At 71.8% G+C, this 17,112-nt stretch carries 16 protein-coding genes; 12 read left to right on the top strand and 4 right to left on the bottom strand.

All coding sequences use genetic code 11. From position 1 onward, the window contains the following. Positions 1-96 precede the first annotated feature (96 nt). The 7 genes from OOK38_RS04525 to OOK38_RS04495 all read left to right on the top strand — a co-directional run bounded on the left by OOK38_RS04525 (position 97) and on the right by OOK38_RS04495 (position 5,374). Entirely contained in the window at positions 97-954 is an 858-nt protein-coding gene (locus OOK38_RS04525; RefSeq protein ID WP_266763359.1) for a helix-turn-helix domain-containing protein, read from the top strand. 91 nt (positions 955-1,045) lie between these two features. Further along, positions 1,046-2,524, top strand: coding sequence for a 30S ribosomal protein S12 methylthiotransferase RimO (gene rimO / locus OOK38_RS04520; protein ID WP_266763360.1), 1,479 nt, complete (start codon positions 1,046-1,048; stop codon positions 2,522-2,524). Then, positions 2,521-3,252, top strand: coding sequence for a CDP-diacylglycerol--glycerol-3-phosphate 3-phosphatidyltransferase (pgsA, locus tag OOK38_RS04515; RefSeq protein WP_266763361.1), 732 nt, complete (start codon positions 2,521-2,523; stop codon positions 3,250-3,252). Before rimO ends, pgsA begins: the two co-directional genes overlap by 4 nt. Continuing rightward, the gene (locus OOK38_RS04510) at positions 3,249-3,794 is read left to right on the top strand and encodes a CinA family protein (RefSeq protein ID WP_266763362.1); all 546 of its coding nucleotides are present in this window, start codon (positions 3,249-3,251) and stop codon (positions 3,792-3,794) included. Before pgsA ends, OOK38_RS04510 begins: the two co-directional genes overlap by 4 nt. Positions 3,795-3,903: 109 nt before the next feature. After that, the gene (locus OOK38_RS04505; RefSeq protein ID WP_037620346.1) at positions 3,904-4,281 is read left to right on the top strand and encodes a helix-turn-helix domain-containing protein; all 378 of its coding nucleotides are present in this window, start codon (positions 3,904-3,906) and stop codon (positions 4,279-4,281) included. 236 nt (positions 4,282-4,517) lie between these two features. Continuing rightward, on the top strand, positions 4,518-4,988 hold the full coding sequence (locus OOK38_RS04500) for a Dps family protein (RefSeq protein WP_266763363.1): 471 nt from the start codon (positions 4,518-4,520) through the stop codon (positions 4,986-4,988). A gap of 116 nt (positions 4,989-5,104) precedes the next feature. Then, positions 5,105-5,374: a hypothetical protein gene (locus OOK38_RS04495; RefSeq protein WP_266763364.1), complete on the top strand. Its 270-nt coding sequence runs from the start codon at positions 5,105-5,107 to the stop codon at positions 5,372-5,374. Positions 5,375-5,554: 180 nt separating this feature from the next. Here the strand turns inward: OOK38_RS04495 and OOK38_RS04490 are convergent, their stop codons facing one another. From OOK38_RS04490 to OOK38_RS04480, 3 genes are all read right to left on the bottom strand, one after another. Further along, positions 5,555-6,316: an SDR family NAD(P)-dependent oxidoreductase gene (locus OOK38_RS04490; protein ID WP_266763365.1), complete on the bottom strand. Its 762-nt coding sequence runs from the start codon at positions 6,314-6,316 to the stop codon at positions 5,555-5,557. A gap of 85 nt (positions 6,317-6,401) precedes the next feature. Continuing rightward, the gene (locus tag OOK38_RS04485) at positions 6,402-7,274 is read right to left on the bottom strand and encodes an Fpg/Nei family DNA glycosylase (protein WP_266763366.1); all 873 of its coding nucleotides are present in this window, start codon (positions 7,272-7,274) and stop codon (positions 6,402-6,404) included. 61 nt (positions 7,275-7,335) lie between these two features. Continuing rightward, complete coding sequence (locus OOK38_RS04480; RefSeq protein WP_266763367.1) at positions 7,336-12,360, bottom strand: ATP-dependent helicase; 5,025 nt, start codon at positions 12,358-12,360, stop codon at positions 7,336-7,338. Between the two features lie 147 nt (positions 12,361-12,507). Between OOK38_RS04480 and OOK38_RS04475 the strand changes: the two genes are divergently transcribed. The 3 genes from OOK38_RS04475 to OOK38_RS04465 are packed head-to-tail and all read left to right on the top strand — an operon-like array spanning position 12,508 to position 14,497. After that, positions 12,508-13,500 (top strand): AraC family transcriptional regulator, encoded by a 993-nt coding sequence (locus tag OOK38_RS04475; protein WP_266763368.1) that lies wholly within the window; start codon positions 12,508-12,510, stop codon positions 13,498-13,500. Next, a complete protein-coding gene (locus OOK38_RS04470) occupies positions 13,401-14,192 on the top strand; it encodes an AzlC family ABC transporter permease (RefSeq protein ID WP_266765887.1) in 792 nt (263 codons plus the stop codon). Before OOK38_RS04475 ends, OOK38_RS04470 begins: the two co-directional genes overlap by 100 nt. Then, positions 14,189-14,497, top strand: coding sequence for an AzlD domain-containing protein (locus OOK38_RS04465; RefSeq protein WP_266763369.1), 309 nt, complete (start codon positions 14,189-14,191; stop codon positions 14,495-14,497). Before OOK38_RS04470 ends, OOK38_RS04465 begins: the two co-directional genes overlap by 4 nt. Before the next feature lie 119 nt (positions 14,498-14,616). Here the strand turns inward: OOK38_RS04465 and OOK38_RS04460 are convergent, their stop codons facing one another. Then, positions 14,617-15,561, bottom strand: coding sequence for a hypothetical protein (locus OOK38_RS04460; RefSeq protein ID WP_266763370.1), 945 nt, complete (start codon positions 15,559-15,561; stop codon positions 14,617-14,619). Positions 15,562-15,642: 81 nt separating this feature from the next. Here OOK38_RS04460 and OOK38_RS04455 point away from each other — a divergent pair, with 81 nt between their 5' ends. Continuing rightward, entirely contained in the window at positions 15,643-15,837 is a 195-nt protein-coding gene (locus OOK38_RS04455; protein ID WP_266763371.1) for a DUF3046 domain-containing protein, read from the top strand. 60 nt (positions 15,838-15,897) lie between these two features. Further along, positions 15,898-17,109: an AI-2E family transporter gene (locus tag OOK38_RS04450; RefSeq protein WP_266763372.1), complete on the top strand. Its 1,212-nt coding sequence runs from the start codon at positions 15,898-15,900 to the stop codon at positions 17,107-17,109. The last annotated feature ends 3 nt before the right edge of the window (positions 17,110-17,112 follow it).

Raw genomic sequence — 17,112 nt, 5'->3', positions numbered from 1 at the left:
GCGTACAAAGTCGTACCGCCCGGTTGCCCCACCCTTTCGTACCCCCCCTAGACTGAACTTCCAGCACAGGTGGCTACACGCTCGAAAGGCGCCCCCGTGTCCATCGTCAACTCCCCTGACGGCAACTCACCCGAAGACGAGCGTCCGTTCGAAGACGACCGTACGGCCGAGCGGCTCTCGATCGGCCGTGCCCTCCAGCAGGCACGCATCGAGGCCGGTCTGACCGTCGACGACGTCAGCAACGCCACCCGCGTCCGTATCACCATCATCCATGCCATCGAACAGGACGACTTCGCCCCCTGTGGCGGCGACGTCTACGCCCGCGGACACATCCGGACCCTGGCCCGCGCCGTCCAGCTCGATCCGGCCCCGCTGCTCACGCAGTACGACGCCGACCACGGCGGACGTCCCGCGCCGACGCCCGCCGCCCCGCTCTTCGAGGCGGAACGCATCCGTCCCGAGCGGCGCGGACCGAACTGGACGGCCGCCATGGTCGCCGCGATCGTCGCGGTGATCGGCTTCGTCGGGTTCACCGCGGTCAAGGGCGGCGACGGCGACGACGGCTCGAAGACTCAGGTCGCCGAGGGGTCCACGCCGACCACCAAGAAGTCCGCCTCGCCCAGCACGGCCGCCAGCAAGCCCGCCGACCCGAAGCCCGAGCCTTCCGACAGCGCCATCGCTGCCGCCCCGCAGGACAAGGTGACCGTCCAGGTCAGCGCGGCGGACGGACGCAGCTGGATCTCCGCCAAGGACCACAACGGGCGGATGCTCTTCGACGGACTGCTGAAGCAGGGCGAGTCCAAGACCTTCCAGGACAGCTCCAAGATCAACCTCATCCTGGGGGACGCCGGCGCCATCCAGCTGTACGTCAACGGCAAGAAGATCGACGACGACTTCCAGCCGGGCGCCGTGGAGCGTCTGACGTACACGAAGGGCGACCCGCAGGTCGGCTAGGGGTCCGAAGGAACAAGCAGGTACGGGGTTGGCCAAGATCGGCCAACCCCGTCGACGTGGGCTGTCGGTGAGACAAAGTAGTCTTGAGCCCATGCCTGAACGCCGTACCGTCGCACTTGTCACTCTTGGCTGCGCCCGTAACGAGGTGGACTCGGAGGAGCTCGCAGGCCGCTTGGAGGCGGACGGCTGGCAACTCGTGGAGGACGCCGAGGAAGCGGACGTCGCCGTCGTCAACACCTGCGGCTTCGTCGAAGCCGCCAAGAAGGACTCCGTCGACGCCCTCCTCGAAGCCAATGATCTCAAGGGACACGGCAGAACCCAGGCCGTCGTGGCGGTGGGCTGCATGGCCGAGCGGTACGGCAAGGAACTCGCCGAAGCGCTTCCCGAGGCCGACGGCGTGCTCGGCTTCGACGACTACGCCGACATCTCCGACCGCCTCCAGACCATCCTGAACGGCGGCATCCACGCCTCCCACACCCCGCGCGACCGGCGCAAGCTGCTGCCGATCAGCCCGGCCGAGCGGCAGAGCGCCGGCGAGGAAGTGGCCCTTCCCGGCCACGGCGCCCCCTCGGACCTCCCCGAAGGCGTCGCCCCGGTCTCCGGCCCCCGCGCGCCCCTGCGCCGCCGGCTGGACGGATCCCCGGTCGCCTCCGTGAAGCTGGCCTCCGGCTGCGACCGCCGCTGCTCCTTCTGCGCCATCCCCTCCTTCCGCGGCTCGTTCATCTCGCGCCGCCCCAGCGACGTCCTGAACGAGGCGCGCTGGCTCGCCGAGCAGGGCGTCAAGGAAGTGATGCTCGTCTCGGAGAACAACACCTCGTACGGCAAGGACCTGGGTGACATCCGTCTCCTCGAGACGATGCTGCCCGAGCTGGCCGAGATCGACGGCATCGAGCGCGTACGCGTCAGCTACCTGCAGCCCGCCGAGATGCGCCCCGGACTCATCGACGTCCTGACGTCGACACCGAACATCGCGCCCTACTTCGACCTGTCCTTCCAGCACTCCGCGCCCGACGTGCTCCGCTCGATGCGCCGCTTCGGCGACACCGACCGGTTCCTGGAACTGCTCGACACCATCCGCTCCAAGGCCCCGCAGGCCGGTGTGCGCTCCAACTTCATCGTGGGCTTCCCCGGTGAGAGCGAGGCCGACCTCGCGGAGCTGGAGCGCTTCCTCACCGGTGCCCGCCTCGACGCGATCGGTGTCTTCGGGTACTCCGACGAGGACGGCACCGAAGCGGCGACGTACGAGAACAAGCTGGACGAGGACGTCGTCGCCGAGCGCCTCGCGCGCGTCTCCCGGCTCGCCGAGGAACTGGTCGCCCAGCGCGCCGAGGAGCGCGTGGGCGAGACCGTGCACGTGCTGGTGGAGTCCCTGGACGACGAGGACGGCGCGTACGGCCGCGCCGCGCACCAGGCACCGGAGACGGACGGCCAGGTGCTGTTCACGAGCGGCGAGGGTCTGACCGTCGGCCGTATCGTCGAGGCCAAGGTGGTCGGCACGGAAGGTGTCGACCTGGTGGCCGAGCCGCTGCTCCTCGGCTCGCTCGCGTGTACTGAGGAGGCGGCCAGATGACCGGAGTCCCGGCATCCGCGGCAGGCGGCTCCCCCGGCGCCAAAGGTGCGACGGGCGCTCCCGGCGCATCCGGCGCATCCGGTGCTCCGGGGGACGCGAAGCCGGCCCGGGGCGGGAAGCTGGGCGCTGCGGCCGTCAATCAGGCCAGCCTCTGGAACATCGCCAACATCCTGACCATGATCCGGCTCGTCCTCGTGCCGGGCTTCGTGGCGCTGATGCTGGCCGACGGGGGATACGACCCCGCCATGCGCGCCTGGGCATGGGCGGCCTTCGCCGTCGCCATGATCACCGACATTTTCGACGGTCACCTGGCACGCACGTACAACCTCGTCACCGACTTCGGGAAGATCGCCGACCCCATCGCCGACAAGGCGATCATGGGCGCGGCGCTGATCTGTCTGTCCGCCCTCGGTGATCTGCCCTGGTGGGTCACCTTCGTGATCCTCGGACGGGAGCTCGGCGTCACCCTGCTCCGCTTCATCGTGATCCGCTACGGGGTCATCCCGGCGAGCCGCGGCGGCAAGCTCAAGACGCTGGCCCAGGGCACGGCCGTCGGCATGTACATCCTGGCGCTGACGGGGGCCCTGGCCACCCTGAGGTTCTGGGTGATGGCCGTCGCGGTCATCCTGACCGTGGTCACCGGACTCGACTATGTGAGACAGGCCATTGTGCTGCGCAGGAGCGGAATCGCCGAGCGGCGGGCGGCCGCCGCGGAGGCCGAGCGGTGAGTTCCGCGGCCACTGAAGTGGTGCGACTACTCACGGTGAGGGGCGAGACGCTCGCCGTCGCCGAGTCGCTCACCGGTGGTCTGGTGGCGGCGGAGATCACCGCGGTGCCGGGTGCCTCGAAGGTCTTCCGGGGGTCCGTGACCGCGTACGCCACCGAACTGAAGAACGAACTGCTGGGGGTCGACGTCACTCTCCTGGCCGAGCGTGGCGCGGTGGATCCGCAGGTCGCGGCGGAGATGGCGGCCGGAGTGCGCAAGGCACTCGGCGCGGACTGGGGGATCGCGACCACCGGCGTCGCCGGTCCCGACCCCCAGGACGGGCAGCCGGTCGGCACGGTCTACGTGGCCGTCGACGGGCCCCCCGGATCAACTTTCCCGACCCCTCGTGGCGGGAAAGTGGCGCCGCTGCGGTTGAACGGCGACCGGGCGGAAATCCGTATGGAGAGTGTACGCAGCGTACTCGCGCTGCTCCTCCAGGAGCTCGCGGGCGAACAGACCGGGAATGAGCGGGCACAGGATACGGAACAGAACGGGGGGTTTTGATGTTTGCAGCCCTGAGTGAACACGACATCGCTCCCCGCACGGCCGCGGCGCAAGGCGGTACGGTGGGGCGTGAAGGATGCGGCTACGCGGTCCGAGGAGGGAGCCACCGATGATTCTGCTCCGTCGCCTGCTGGGTGACGTGCTGCGTCGGCAGCGCCAGCGCCAGGGCCGTACTCTGCGCGAAGTCTCCTCGTCCGCCCGAGTTTCACTCGGCTATCTCTCCGAGGTGGAGCGGGGGCAGAAGGAGGCATCCTCCGAGCTGCTCTCCGCGATCTGCGACGCGCTGGACGTACGGATGTCCGAGCTCATGCGGGAAGTGAGTGACGAGCTCGCCCTCGCCGAGCTGGCACAGTCGGCTGCGGCCACCGAACCGGTGCCCGCACCGGTGCGTCGCCCGATGCTCAATTCCGTATCGGTGACCGGTGTGCCACCGGAACGGGTCACGATCAAGGCGCCTGCCGAGGCGGTCGACGTCGTCGCCGCCTGACGCCCACCAGCTCGCTTCCATGGGCTGAGCACGCGTATCGAAAGCCCCGGCCGGGGCTTCTCCAGGGAAACCTGGAGGGGTGCGGCCGGGGCTTTCGCGTTGCCCGGGGCCCTAGTGGTGGCCGACCGACTCCTTTGCATCCCTCATGAGTCCATTTGCCGGTATCCGGCGCGGCCTCCATGGTGGAGGTGCGGCGAGGCCGGTCGGGCGCTGCCGCGGTGAATCGGAGGATATGGATGTACGTCGTGAAGAGTTCCCTGTCCGACGCGGACCTGAAGACCGTCGCCGAGGCGCTGCAGGGCGCCCTGGTCGACCTGGTGGACCTCTCGCTCGTGGCGAAGCAGGTCCACTGGAACGTGGTGGGGCCCCGCTTCCGTTCCGTCCACCTCCAGCTCGACGAGGTCGTGGACACGGCGCGACTGCACTCCGACACCGTGGCGGAGCGAGCCTCGACCCTGGGCGTTCCGCCCGACGGGCGGGCCGCGACGGTGGCGTCGAGCAGCGGTATCGGAGCGACGCCCGAGGGCTGGATCAAGGACACCGACGCCGTGCGGGCGCTCGTGGAGGCGCTGGCCGCGGTGATCACACGGATGCGGGAGCGGGTGGCCGCCACCGGGGACCCTGATCCGGTGAGCCAGGACATCTTCATCGGGATCACGGCCGACCTCGAGAAGCATCACTGGATGTTCCAGGCGGAGAACGGGTGACGGCCAGGGAGCCTTTCCACCCCGGCCCTTTCCACCCCGGCCCCTCTCGTGCGCCGTCGGTGTGCCCTGCTCGCGCTTGAGATCGGCGGCCCGGTGTCGGGCCGGAGGAGGGTGCCATGCCAGGGCGAATAGTGCGCCGGGGGGCTGCCCTGGTGCTCGGCGCGCTGTGGTGGTGCAGCGTGCTCCGGCTCGCGCTGGCGCCCGACGCCGGGGTGCTCGAAGGGGCGGTCGCGGCGGGCGGCTGGGGGCTCAGCCTGCTGCCCGTCCACTGCGTCCCGAAGTCCCGGGCGGTAGGCGCCGTGGGGTCGGACCGGTGGCGGGCCTACTGGCGGGAGGCCTGGCGCCGACGCGGGAGCGGTGGGGGGCGTGCTTCGGGGGTGGGCTAGGGACCGGTAGGGCGCGTGGTGTGCGTGGGATCCGTGGGGGAGGGGATGTGGTCGGGCGCGCATCGGTGTGAGCGCTGGGGTGAGCCGGCGGTCGGGGGATGCTCGGGTGTCGGCGGGGTTCTCGGGTGTCGGCGGGGTTCTCGTGGGTGAGACCGGGTGTGCGGGACGGCGGGTGGCCGGCTACCAGGGCATGGCGACGCCGCCGTTGGGGCGCAGGATCTGGCCCGTGGTGAACGCCGAGGCATCCGAGGCGAGGTGCAGCACGGCGTGCGCGATGTCCTCGGGTTCGCCGACACGGCCCAGCGGTGAGAGGCGTGCCATGAACGCCTCGGTCTGTGCCTGCTTCTCGCCGTGACGATCGGTCATGGGAGTACGGATCCAGCCGGGCGCCACGGCGTTGACGCGAATGCCGTACGGGCCGACCTCGGTCGCCAGCGTCTTCGTCAGCTGTACGACGGCCGCCTTGGCCGCGCTGTAGCAGAGCAGGCCCGGGCCGCCGGTGTCGATCGCGCCCGAGGCCATCGTGATGATGCTGCCCCGGGCGCTGTTCGCGATCATGGAGCGCGCTGCCTCCTGGCAGGCGTACAGCACGCCCTTGAAGTTGACGTTCAGAACCCGGTCGAGATCCTCGTCCAGGGTCTCCAGGACCGGGCTGCTGTGCATGATCCCGGCGATCGCCGCCATGACGTCGACACGGCCGCACGACGCCACGGCCTGCTGGATCTGGGCGCGGTCGGTGACATCGAGCGGGTGGGTACGGGCGGTGCCGCCCTGGTCCTTGATCAGCGTCGCCGTCTCGTGCAGGCCCTGCTCGTCGACGTCCACGCAGTGAAGGGTGGCGCCCGCCTCCGCGAGCAGGAGCGCGGACGCGCGGCCGATGCCGCCAGCCGCGCCGGTGACGAATGCCGTGCGCCCGGTCAGGTCGTACGCGGGGAGGGCCATGAAGCGACGGTACGAGGGTTTCTGACGGGTCGTCAATTATCTGTACGGACTTGATGGCGCGGTCGCGTGAGCCCGACGCATGTCTCTAGTGGTGCCGTTGGTCCGGTGTCGGGGACGCGTAGCCGGTGGGGCGGTACTCCGGGGTGCTGTGGTGGCCGCCGGGTCGAGGGGTCGGGCCCGTCTGGCATCGAGGGCACCAGTACGTGGGGCGCTCGCGGGAACCGTCGCCCTGGTTCGCCGAGCGGATCCGCGTTCCGCAGCGCAGACAGGGGCGCGAGACGCGGCCGTACACGAAGAGGTTCTGCTCGCGGCGCCCCGTGGTGACGCGGGCCGGACGGTCTCGGTTGAACTCCAGCAACTTCTTGGCGAGAACCGGCAGCTGGACGGCGAGATCGGTGGGCAGGGCGCCGATGGGAAGCCACGGGGTGACGCCGAGCAGGAAGCACAGCTCGCTCTTGTAGACGTTGCCGATGCCGGCGAGATTCCGCTGATCGAGGAGGGCCTCGCCCAGGGGGCGGTCAGGATCGCGCAGGAGGTTCGCCAGGGCCTTGCCCGCGTCCCAGTCCGGACCCAGGAGGTCGGGGCCGAGGTGACCGACCGCCCGGGCCTCGTCGGTCGTGCGGAGCAGGTCCAGTACGGGCAGCCGGTAGCCGACCGCCGTGCGGTCCGTCGTACCGAGGATGACCCTGATCTGGTGCGCGGGACCGCCGCTCCAGCGCCGGCCGCTCTCGTACACCTTCCACGAACCGTCCATCCGCAGATGAGAGTGCAGGGTCAGACCGCCCTCGATCCGGGTGAGGAGGTGCTTGCCGCGCGGGGTGACGTCCAGGACGGCGCGACCGGTGAGGTCCGCCGTGGCGTGCTGGGGCACCCGCAGGTCGGAACGGGTCAGCACCTGGCCCGCGAGGGCGACGTGCAGCCGCCTCGCGGCCTGCCAGACGGTGTCTCCTTCGGGCATGACTCCAGGGTGGCACGGGTGGGTGGAGCTCGGGGTGGAGGCTTCGGCTGGGGGCCGCTTCTCAGGCGCGCAGGCGGAGTCCGCGGGGTGTGGCGATGAAGCCCGCTCCTTCCAGGAGGGTGCCGAGGGGGGAGGTGAGGGCCGAGGTGCCGTTGACGCGCTCGACGGTGACCGTGCCGAGCGAACCCGCGCGGGCGGCAGCGGCCAGGGCCTCCGCCGCGGCACGCAGGCGCGGGTCGTCCGAGACCGGCCTGTCGGGGTCCGCGGGCCAGGCGAGCAGGGTCTTGCCGCCGCGTTCCATGTAGAGAGCCAGCTCACCGTCCACGAGGACGACCAGGGAACCTGCCTTGCGGCCCGGCTTGTGGCCCGCCTCGGTCGGGGGCTCGGGCCAGGAGAGGGCCGCGCCGTAGGCGTTCGCGGGGTCGGCGGCGGCCAGTACGACGGCCGGGGAGGCCGTACGGGAACGGGCGCCATGGAAGCCCGGGGCGTTGGGACGGCCGGAGCCGTTCGTCGGGTACGGCGAGCCGGTGCGGTGGGGCGGGGTGTTCGGGCGGTGGGGGGCGTCGGGGTAGTGGGAGCCGGCCGAGAAGGCGGAGTCGGCGGAGAAGGAGTGGCCGTCGCCGAAGTCGGGGTCGCCGATGCCCGTGTCGTGTCCGTCGGGATCTGGCGTACCGGAGGCGCCCCGGAAATCCTCGGCGCCCGGGAACGCCGAGAGGTCGGGGAACCCGGGGAGGTCCGCGGGGCCGAGGGCGAATCCCCGTCCGTTCGTCGAGCCGCGGTCGTCAGGGAAACCGTGGGCGCCGGGGGAGTTGTCCGTGAAGGCCGGCTCGGGCAGGCTGTCGCCCCGGTCCCGCGCGTTCGCCGCGGCGCGGAGGCGGTCCACCGCGCCGTCCATCGCGAACTGGGCGGCACCGAGACCTTCGACCACATACCCGCGCCGCGCCTGGCCGCTGTCCTCGAAGGCCGACAGGATGCGGTACACCGCCGAGAAGCCGCCCTCGACGCCCTCCGCGGCCACGGCACCCCGGGTCACCACGCCGTGCCGGTCGAGCAGGGTGCGGGCCAGGGCGTGCGCCCGCACGGTGGGGTCGGGCTCGCGCTCGGGCAGCAGGGACCAGCGGCCCGCCACCGTGGGAGGGCCCGTACGAGACTGGGGGCGCGCGCCTCCTGTCAGCGAGCCGTAGCGCCCGCGGGGGACCGCGCGCTTGGCACGGTGCGCCGTGGACCCCGCGGTGCGGCCCGAACCCAGGAGCGAGCGCATCGGTGCGAGCGTGTCGTTCGTGAGGCGCCCGGACCAGGCCAGGTCCCAGATCGCGTCGGCCAGTTGCGGATCGGTGGCGTCGGGATGAGTCGTGGCGCGGACCTGGTCGGCGATCTGGCGGAAGAAGAGGCCGTAGCCCCCGGAGAGCGTGTCGAGGACCGACTGGTGCAGCGCGGTCGGTTCCAGAGGGTGTGCGGCGGGGAGGAGCAGAGGGGCGGCGTCCGCCAGATACAACGAGACCCAGCCGTCCTTGCCCGGCAGCGAACCCGCTCCGGCCCAGATCACCTCCCCGGCGGCCGTCAGCTCGTCGAGCAGCGCGGGCGTGTAACCGGCGACCCGGGACGGCAGGACGAGCTTCTCCAACGCCGACGCCGGCACGGACGCGCCCTGCAACTGCTCGACGGCGCGCACCAGCCCGTCGACGCCGCGCAGCCCGTGACCGCTGCCCACGTGTTGCCACTGCGGCAGGAACTGCGCGAGCGCGGCGGGGGGCACCGGCTCGAGTTCATGACGCAGCGCCGCGAGCGAACGGCGGCGCAGCCTGCGCAGCACGGTCGCGTCGCACCACTCCTGGCCGATGCCCGCCGGATGGAACTCCCCTTGGACGACGCGGCCGTTCGCGGCGAGCCGGTGCAGCGCGCCGTCGGTGACGGCCGTACCGAGACCGAAACGGGCGGCGGCCGTGGTCGAGGTGAACGGTCCGTGGGTGCGCGCGAACCGGGCGAGGAGATCGCCGAGCGGATCCTTGACCGGTTCGGTGAAGGCCTCCGGGACACCGACGGGCAGCGCCGTGCCGAGCGCGTCCCGCAGCCGGCCGGCGTCCTCGATGGCGGCCCAGTGGTCGGCCCCGGCGATCCGCACCTTGATGGCGCGGCGGGCGCCGGCCAGCTCCTGGGCCCACTGCGGCTCCGCGCCCCGCTCGGCCAACTCGGCGTCCGTGAGAGGTCCCAGCAGACGCAGGAGGTCGGCGACACCCTCCACGTCCTTGATACGGCGGTCTTCGGTGAGCCACTGGAGTTCGCGCTCCAGCTCGGTCAGGACGTCGGCGTCGAGGAGCTCGCGCAGTTCGGCCTGGCCCAGGAGCTCGGCCAGCAGCCGGGAGTCCAGCGACAGCGCGGCGGCCCGCCGCTCGGCGAGGGGCGAGTCGCCCTCGTACAGGAACTGGGCGACGTACCCGAAGAGCAGGGAGCGGGCGAAGGGGGAGGGCTCGGGTGTGGTGACCTCGACGAGCCGCACCTTGCGGGATTCGATGTCGCCCATGAGTTCCGTGAGGCCGGGGACGTCGAAGACGTCCTGGAGGCATTCGCGCACCGCCTCCAGCACGATCGGGAACGAACCGAATTCGCTGGCCACCTGGAGCAGTTGGGCGGCGCGCTGCCGCTGCTGCCACAGGGGGGTGCGCTTGCCGGGGTTGCGGCGCGGGAGGAGCAGGGCGCGGGCGGCGCATTCGCGGAAACGGGCGGCGAAGAGGGCCGAACTGCCCACCTGGTCCGTGACGATCTGGTTGACCTCGCCCTTGTCGAAGGCGACGTCCGCCGCGCCGACCGGCGCCTGCTCCGCGTCCCACTCCGTGCCCGCCTTCGTGGGTGCCTGGTCGAGCAGGTCCAGGCTCATCAGGTCGGCGTCGGGCAGCCGCAGCACGATGCCGTCGTCGGCGTGCATGACCTGGGCGTCCATGCCGTACCGCTCGGAGAGCTTGGCACCCAGGGCGAGGGCCCAAGGGGCGTGGACCTGGGCGCCGAAGGGGGAGTGCACGACGACCCGCCAGTCGCCCAGCTCGTCGCGGAAGCGCTCGACCACGATCGTGCGGTCGTCCGGGATGTGACCGCACGCCTCGCGCTGTTCTTTCAGATACGCGAGGACGTTGTCGGCGGCCCAGGCGTCCAGGCCCGCGGCGAGCAGGCGCAGGCGGGCGTCGTCCTCGGGGAGCGAGCCGACCTCGCGGAGGAACGCGCCCACCGCGCGGCCCAGTTCGAGCGGACGTCCGAGCTGGTCGCCCTTCCAGAAGGGCAGCCTGCCGGGGACACCGGGCGCCGGGGAGACGAGGACCCGGTCCCGGGTGATGTCCTCGATGCGCCAGGAACTCGTGCCGAGCGTGAAGACATCGCCCACCCGGGACTCGTAGACCATCTCCTCGTCGAGTTCGCCGACCCGGCCGCCGCCCTTCTTGGGGTCGGCCCCCGCGAGGAAGACCCCGAAGAGCCCGCGGTCGGGGATGGTGCCCCCGGAGGTGACGGCGAGACGCTGTGCGCCGGGGCGGCCGGTCACCGTACCCGCGACGCGGTCCCACACCACGCGGGGCCTGAGTTCCGCGAAGGCGTCGGACGGATAGCGGCCCGCGAGCATGTCGAGCACGGCCGTGAACGCCGACTCCGGGAGGGAGGCGAAGGGAGCCGCCCGGCGGACCGTGGTGAGCAGGTCGTCGACCTGCCAGGTGTCGAGCGCGGTCATGGCGACGAGCTGCTGGGCCAGCACGTCCAGAGGATTGGCGGGGACCCGGAGGGACTCGATGGAGCCCGTGCGCATCCGCTCGGTGACCACGGCCGCCTGCACCAGGTCGCCCCGGTACTTCGGGAAGACGACGCCGGTGGAGACCGCGCCGACCTGGTGGCCCGCGCGCCCCACGCGCTGGAGCCCGGACGCCACGGACGGCGGGGACTCGACCTGGATGACGAGGTCGACCGCGCCCATGTCGATGCCCAGCTCGAGGCTGGAGGTGGCGACCACGGCGGGAAGACGGCCGGCCTTCAGGTCCTCCTCGACCTGGGCCCGCTGCTCCTTGGAGACCGAGCCGTGGTGGGCGCGGGCGATGACGGGCGGCGCCCCCTGGGCCGCGCCCGAGCCCCCCATCAGCTGGGCCGGGGCATGCGCCTCGTCGAGAGGCTCGCCGGTCGCCCTCTCGTACGCGATCTCGTTGAGCCGGTTGCACAGACGCTCCGCCAGGCGACGCGAGTTGGCGAACACGATCGTCGAGCGGTGGGACTGGACGAGGTCGGTGATCCGCTCCTCGACGTGCGGCCAGATGGAGGGCTTCTCCGCGCCCTCCTTGCCGTCGGCGGCCGGGGACCCGCCCAGCTCGCCCAGGTCCTCCACCGGGACGACCACGGAGAGGTCGAACTCCTTGCCGGACGGCGGCTGGACGATCTCCACCTTGCGCTGGGGCGAGAGATAGCGCGCCACCTCGTCCACGGGACGCACCGTCGCCGAGAGGCCGATACGCCGGGCGGGCTTCGGCAACAGCTCGTCGAGGCGCTCCAGCGTGAGCGCGAGGTGGGCCCCGCGCTTGGTGCCGGCGACCGCGTGCACCTCGTCCAGGATCACCGTCTCGATGCCCGTCAGCGCGTCGCGTGCGGCCGATGTCAGCATCAGGAACAGCGACTCGGGGGTCGTGATCAGGATGTCCGGCGGGCGGGTGGCCAGCGCCCGGCGCTCGGCGGGCGGGGTGTCGCCGGAGCGGATACCCACCTTCACCTCCGGCTCCGGGAGGCCGAGCCGCACGGACTCCTGCCGGATGCCGGTCAGCGGGCTGCGCAGATTCCGCTCCACGTCGACCGCGAGCGCCTTGAGCGGTGACACGTACAGAACCCGGCAGCGCTTCCTCGGGTCCGCCGGCGGCGGGGTCGAGGCCAGCTGGTCGAGCGCGGCGAGGAACGCGGCCAGGGTCTTGCCGGAACCGGTGGGGGCGACGACCAGCACGTCCGAGCCCGCACCGATGGCCGCCCATGCCCCGGCCTGGGCCGCGGTGGGCGCGGAAAAGGCCCCCGTGAACCAGCCGCGGGTCGCGGGGGAGAAGCCGTCGAGAGCTCGGTGTGCGGAGCTGACCATGCGTCCATCCTGCACCCGGTCACTGACAATCGCTCTGACCTGCGAGAACGCCTCGACGAGGTGCGGCGAGGCGAGGTGGGCCGGGGGAGGAGGGGCCGGGCGCGGGCTTCGGCGGTGGGTCCTGGCGTGGTGGCGGAGAATGGGAATGTGGCAGGTTCGCGGAAGGAGCGGGCACGGCACTGGCAGTACGCGGAGCTGCCCGGTGTCGATCTGCTGCGCGCCCGCTACGTCGAGAAGATCTTCGTGCGGCACACCCACGAGAACTTCGTGATCGCCGCCATCACCGAGGGCGTCGAGGTCTTCCACCACGGCGGCGCCGATCAGTACGCCGGGCCGGGTTCCCTGGCACTCGTCAACCCCGACACCCCGCACACCGGGCGCGCGGGCGTTCCCGAAGGCTGGAGGTACGGAGCGGTGTACCCCTCGCCGGACATGGTGGCCGGGATCGCCGCCGAGACCACCACCCTTCGCGGTACCCCCGGATTCACCCGTCCGGTACTCGACGATCCCTACGCCGCGGGCCTGGTCCACCAGGTGCTCCGGGCCGCCGAGGAAGGCAACGCACTGGCCGCCGACACCCTGCTGCGTGTCGCGGTGACCCGGCTGCTGCGCCTGAACGGAGGTCCGCTGCCGCAGCGGGCCGTGCGCACCGCGGGCGGCCGGCTCGCCGCACGCGCGCGTGGCGTGCTGGAGGAGCGGATGGCCGAGCCGCCGACCCTGGAGCGGCTGGCCGCCGACCTCGGCACCAGCTCGTTCGCGTTGCTGCGAGCGTTCCGGGACGCCTACGGGATGCCGCCCCACACCTGGCTGACCGACGCGCGCGTGCGCCGGGCCCGGCACCTCCTGGACGCCGGTTCCGCTCCCGCCGAGGCGGCCGTCGCCGTCGGCTTCACCGATCAGCCGCACCTCAACCGCCACTTCACCCGGATCGTGGGCGTCCCCCCGGGCGCCTACCAGCGCGAGCGCAAGAACGTACAAGACGTCGCGGGCGGTCTCCTCGTACCGTCCGGTGCGTGGCAGAACAGACAGCTCTCGCAGACATACGCAGTGAAGAAGGCGGAAAACCCGACGCCGCCGTCATCCGCGACGCCCTTGGAGTCGGGGTCGCCGTCGGACTGTCCGGTTTCGCCTTCGGGGTGACCTCGGCCGGCAGTGGGCTCACCCTGCTGCAGACCTGCGCGCTCAGCCTCCTGGTGTTCACCGGGGCGTCGCAGTTCGCGCTCGTGGGGGCGCTCGCGGCCGGGGGCAACCCGCTCACCGCCGCCGCGGGCGCGTTCTTCCTCGGGGTACGCAACGCCTTCTACGGTCTGCGTCTGTCGCAGCTGCTCGCCCTCCCGCGCGCGGTGCGTCCGTTCGCCGCGCAGTGGGTGATCGACGAGACCACGGCCGTCGCGCTCGCCCAGCCGACCCGCCGCAGCGTCCGCCTCGGCTTCACCGTCACCGGCCTGTCCCTGTACCTGCTGTGGAACCTCACCACGCTGCTCGGCGCGGTGGGGGCCGAGGCCATCGGCGACACGGACGCGTGGGGCCTGGACGCCGCCGGGCCCGCCGTGTTCCTGGCGCTGCTCGCGCCGATGCTGAAGAGCACCACAGAACGTGCCGTCGCGGGGATCGCCGTCCTTCTGGGGCTCGGGCTGCTGCCCGTGCTGCCCGCCGGAGTCCCCGTGCTGGTGGCCGCCCTGGCAGCCCCCGCCGTTCTCTACGTGTCGGGCCGCCGCGGTGCGGCCACCGCCGCCGACGCGCCCACCGGCGCGTCGCACGAGGCACCGCCCGGCGCACCCGGGAAGGCACCGGCCGGCGCACCGAACGACGTATCGAGGGAGGACCGTTGAACATCTGGATCGCCATCGGCGTCACCGCCGTCGGCTGCTACGCCGTCAAACTCATCGGTCTGCTGATCCCCGCCGGCGTACTGGAGCGGCCGCTCGTGCAGCGCCTCGCCGCTCTGCTGCCCGTCGCTCTCCTGGCCGCCCTCACGGCCCAGCAGACCTTCGCCGACGGGCGCGTCCTCGTCGTCGACGCCAAGGCCGCGGGGCTCGCGGCGGCCGCTGTCGCGCTGATCCTGCGTGCCCCGTTCCTGCTGGTGGTCGCCGCGGCCGTGGTGGTGACGGCAGGCGTCCGCGCGATGACAGGCTGAGATCCGGGCCGGACACCCGGACACCCTGGCCCGACACCCGGGCCGGCGGTGGCCCGGCACCCGAACTCCGGGGCACGGCACCCGGGCGCCCCGGCTCGGCGCCCGGGCCGGCCGTGGCCTCAGTCGATGGGCCGGCCGTACGCCCGCAGCGTGCGCAGTGCCTCGATCGTCACCATGGGGCGGCACTCCAGGGCGGTGCCCGGTGCCCACTGACGCCATCGGATCGGCCACCCGCCGTCCTCCTGCTGCTCGTCCGCGAGGTGGTCGAGCGAGCGCGCCATCTCGTCGTCGGTGAACCACGCGCGCGCGAGCGATCCCGGAGTCCGCGCGTAGTCGTGCGGGAAGTGGTGCTCGCCGGGCGCGTAACCGGGAGCGACCGGGTAAGCCTCCAGTCGTCCGGGGTCCAGCGCGGCGAGCCGCTGCTCACGGACGAGACGGCCCAGCCGGTCGGCGCTCGCCTCCGCGCGCGGGCGGTCCGCCGCGGAGTCCAGGAAGGCGACCGCCGCCTCGATCTCGTACGGATGGGACTTCTCCAGGGACTCGACCGCCTGCCAGCAGAAGTCGGTGGCCCGGAAGAGCCAGGCGTGCCATACCTCGTTGCGGTGGAGCAGGCCCACCACCGGGCCGGTGGCGAGGAGTTCGCTCGGCGGATCGTCGACGACCGGCACGAAGGGGGCCGTCGGATAGCCGCGCTGGCTGGGATGGATCGCGGGCAGCGCGCCGTCCGCCGTCGACACGGAGGTCAGATAGCGGCACACACGCTCCACGCGCTGGCCGCCGCAGCGTCCGATCGAGTCGAGTACGCGCAGCGCGTGCCCGGTGTGCAGCGGCTGGCTGACGGGGCCGCGCAGATCGGGTTCGAGCGCGTGTCCGTACCCTTCGTCGTCGTTGCGGTAGGCGGCCAGCGCGGTCTCCACCGCGTCGGCGTCGCCGCCGAGGAAGTGGTACGCGAAGCGGCGTTGCTCCAGCACGCGCGCGGTGAGCCAGACGAAGTCCTCGGCGCGCGCGATCGGGGAGGGCGATGGGGGCGTCTGGGGGAGTGGGGATGCTCCGGTTTCGGCCATGCGTCAGACCGTAGGGCGGAAAGCGGTCTCGGCAGGCGGTCCCCGGCTCGGGCCCACTCTCAGGGGCGGGATACTGGTGTCATGCGGTTGACGGTCTTCTGGCAGCGAATGGCGGATCACTTCGGCGCGGGGTACGCCGAGACCTTCGCGCGCGATCATGTGATGACGGAACTCGGCGGGCGTACCGTCCACGAGGCGCTGAACGCGGGCTGGGAGGCCAAGGACGTGTGGCGTGTGGTGTGCGCGACCATGAACGTTCCGTACGAGAACCGCTGACGGGACCGAAGACCCGGGGCACGTGGATCCATTGTCGGTGGCGTGGGCCAGACTTGCTCCGTGGCCCCGACTGACGAGAACACGCAGGTAGACCAGCAGGCATCACCGTTCGGCACGACGCCTCCCGACCCGCCGGGCGGGGGCGCCGCCGGGCAGGCCGCGCGCATGCCGCGCTGGCTGCCGCGTGCCATGGTGCTCGCCCTCGCGCTCATCGCCGTGTTCCAGCTGGGCAGTTGGGCGTTCCACCAGCTCACCGGCCTGCTGATCAACATCCTGATCTCGTTCTTCCTGGCGCTCGCGATAGAACCCGCGGTCAGCTGGATGGCCTCACGGGGCGTGCGCAGGGGACTGGCCGCCTTCCTCGTCTTCCTCGGCTCGCTGATCGTGATCGCCGGGTTCATCACCCTGCTCGGCTCGATGCTCGCGGGCCAGATCATCAAAATGGTCGAGGGTTTCCCGGACTACCTCGACTCGGTCATCAACTGGATCAACACGCACTTCCACACCGACCTGAGACGGGTCGACATCCAGGACAGCCTGCTCCACTCCGACTGGCTGCGGAAGTACGTCCAGAACAGCGCCACCGGCGTCCTGGACGTGTCCGGGCAGGTCCTGGGCGGCCTCTTCCAGCTGCTGACGATCTCGCTGTTCTCGTTCTACTTCGCCGCCGACGGACCGCGGCTGCGGCGCGCGCTGTGCTCGGTGCTGCCGCCGGCCCGGCAGGCCGAGGTGCTGCGCGCCTGGGAGATCGCCGTCGACAAGACCGGCGGCTATCTGTACTCACGCGGTCTGATGGCGCTGATCTCGGGCATCGCGCACTACATCCTGCTGGAGGCGCTGGGCGTGCCCTACGCGCCCGTGCTCGGCGTGTGGGTGGGCGTGGTCTCCCAGTTCATCCCGACCATCGGCACCTACCTGGCGGGCGCCCTGCCGATGCTGATCGCGTTCACGATCGACCCCTGGTACGCGCTGTGGGTGCTCATCTTCGTCGTGGTCTACCAGCAGTTCGAGAACTATGTGCTGCAGCCCAAGCTGACCTCCAAGACGGTGGACATCCACCCCGCGGTCGCCTTCGGGTCCGTCATCGCGGGCACCGCGCTCCTCGGCGCCGTCGGCGCGCTGATCGCCATCCCCGCCGTCGCCACCCTGCAGGCGTTCCTGGGGGCGTATGTGAAGCGGTACGACGTCACGGACGACCCGCGGGTGCACGGGCACCGCACGCGCGGCTCGGCCGGTTTCGCCGCGCGCGTGCGGCGGCTGTTCGGCCGGTGACGT

The sequence above is a fragment of the Streptomyces sp. NBC_00568 genome (assembly GCF_026341855.1).
Lineage (GTDB): Bacteria > Actinomycetota > Actinomycetes > Streptomycetales > Streptomycetaceae > Streptomyces.
This window is presented reverse-complemented; position numbering and strand designations above follow the sequence as displayed.

Bases quoted from the DNA above. Each gene is read 5' to 3' on its own strand.
- OOK38_RS04485 (WP_266763366.1), bottom strand. From the start codon at position 7,274: ATGCCCGAAGGAGACACCGTCTGGCAGGCCGCGAGGCGGCTGCACGTC.
- rimO (WP_266763360.1), top strand. From the start codon at position 1,046: ATGCCTGAACGCCGTACCGTCGCACTTGTCACTCTTGGCTGCGCCCGT.
- OOK38_RS04500 (WP_266763363.1), top strand. From the start codon at position 4,518: ATGTACGTCGTGAAGAGTTCCCTGTCCGACGCGGACCTGAAGACCGTC.
- OOK38_RS04495 (WP_266763364.1), top strand. From the start codon at position 5,105: ATGCCAGGGCGAATAGTGCGCCGGGGGGCTGCCCTGGTGCTCGGCGCG.
- OOK38_RS04455 (WP_266763371.1), top strand. From the start codon at position 15,643: ATGCGGTTGACGGTCTTCTGGCAGCGAATGGCGGATCACTTCGGCGCG.
- OOK38_RS04490 (WP_266763365.1), bottom strand. From the start codon at position 6,316: ATGGCCCTCCCCGCGTACGACCTGACCGGGCGCACGGCATTCGTCACC.
- pgsA (WP_266763361.1), top strand. From the start codon at position 2,521: ATGACCGGAGTCCCGGCATCCGCGGCAGGCGGCTCCCCCGGCGCCAAA.
- OOK38_RS04505 (WP_037620346.1), top strand. From the start codon at position 3,904: ATGATTCTGCTCCGTCGCCTGCTGGGTGACGTGCTGCGTCGGCAGCGC.
- OOK38_RS04480 (WP_266763367.1), bottom strand. From the start codon at position 12,360: ATGGTCAGCTCCGCACACCGAGCTCTCGACGGCTTCTCCCCCGCGACC.
- OOK38_RS04460 (WP_266763370.1), bottom strand. From the start codon at position 15,561: ATGGCCGAAACCGGAGCATCCCCACTCCCCCAGACGCCCCCATCGCCC.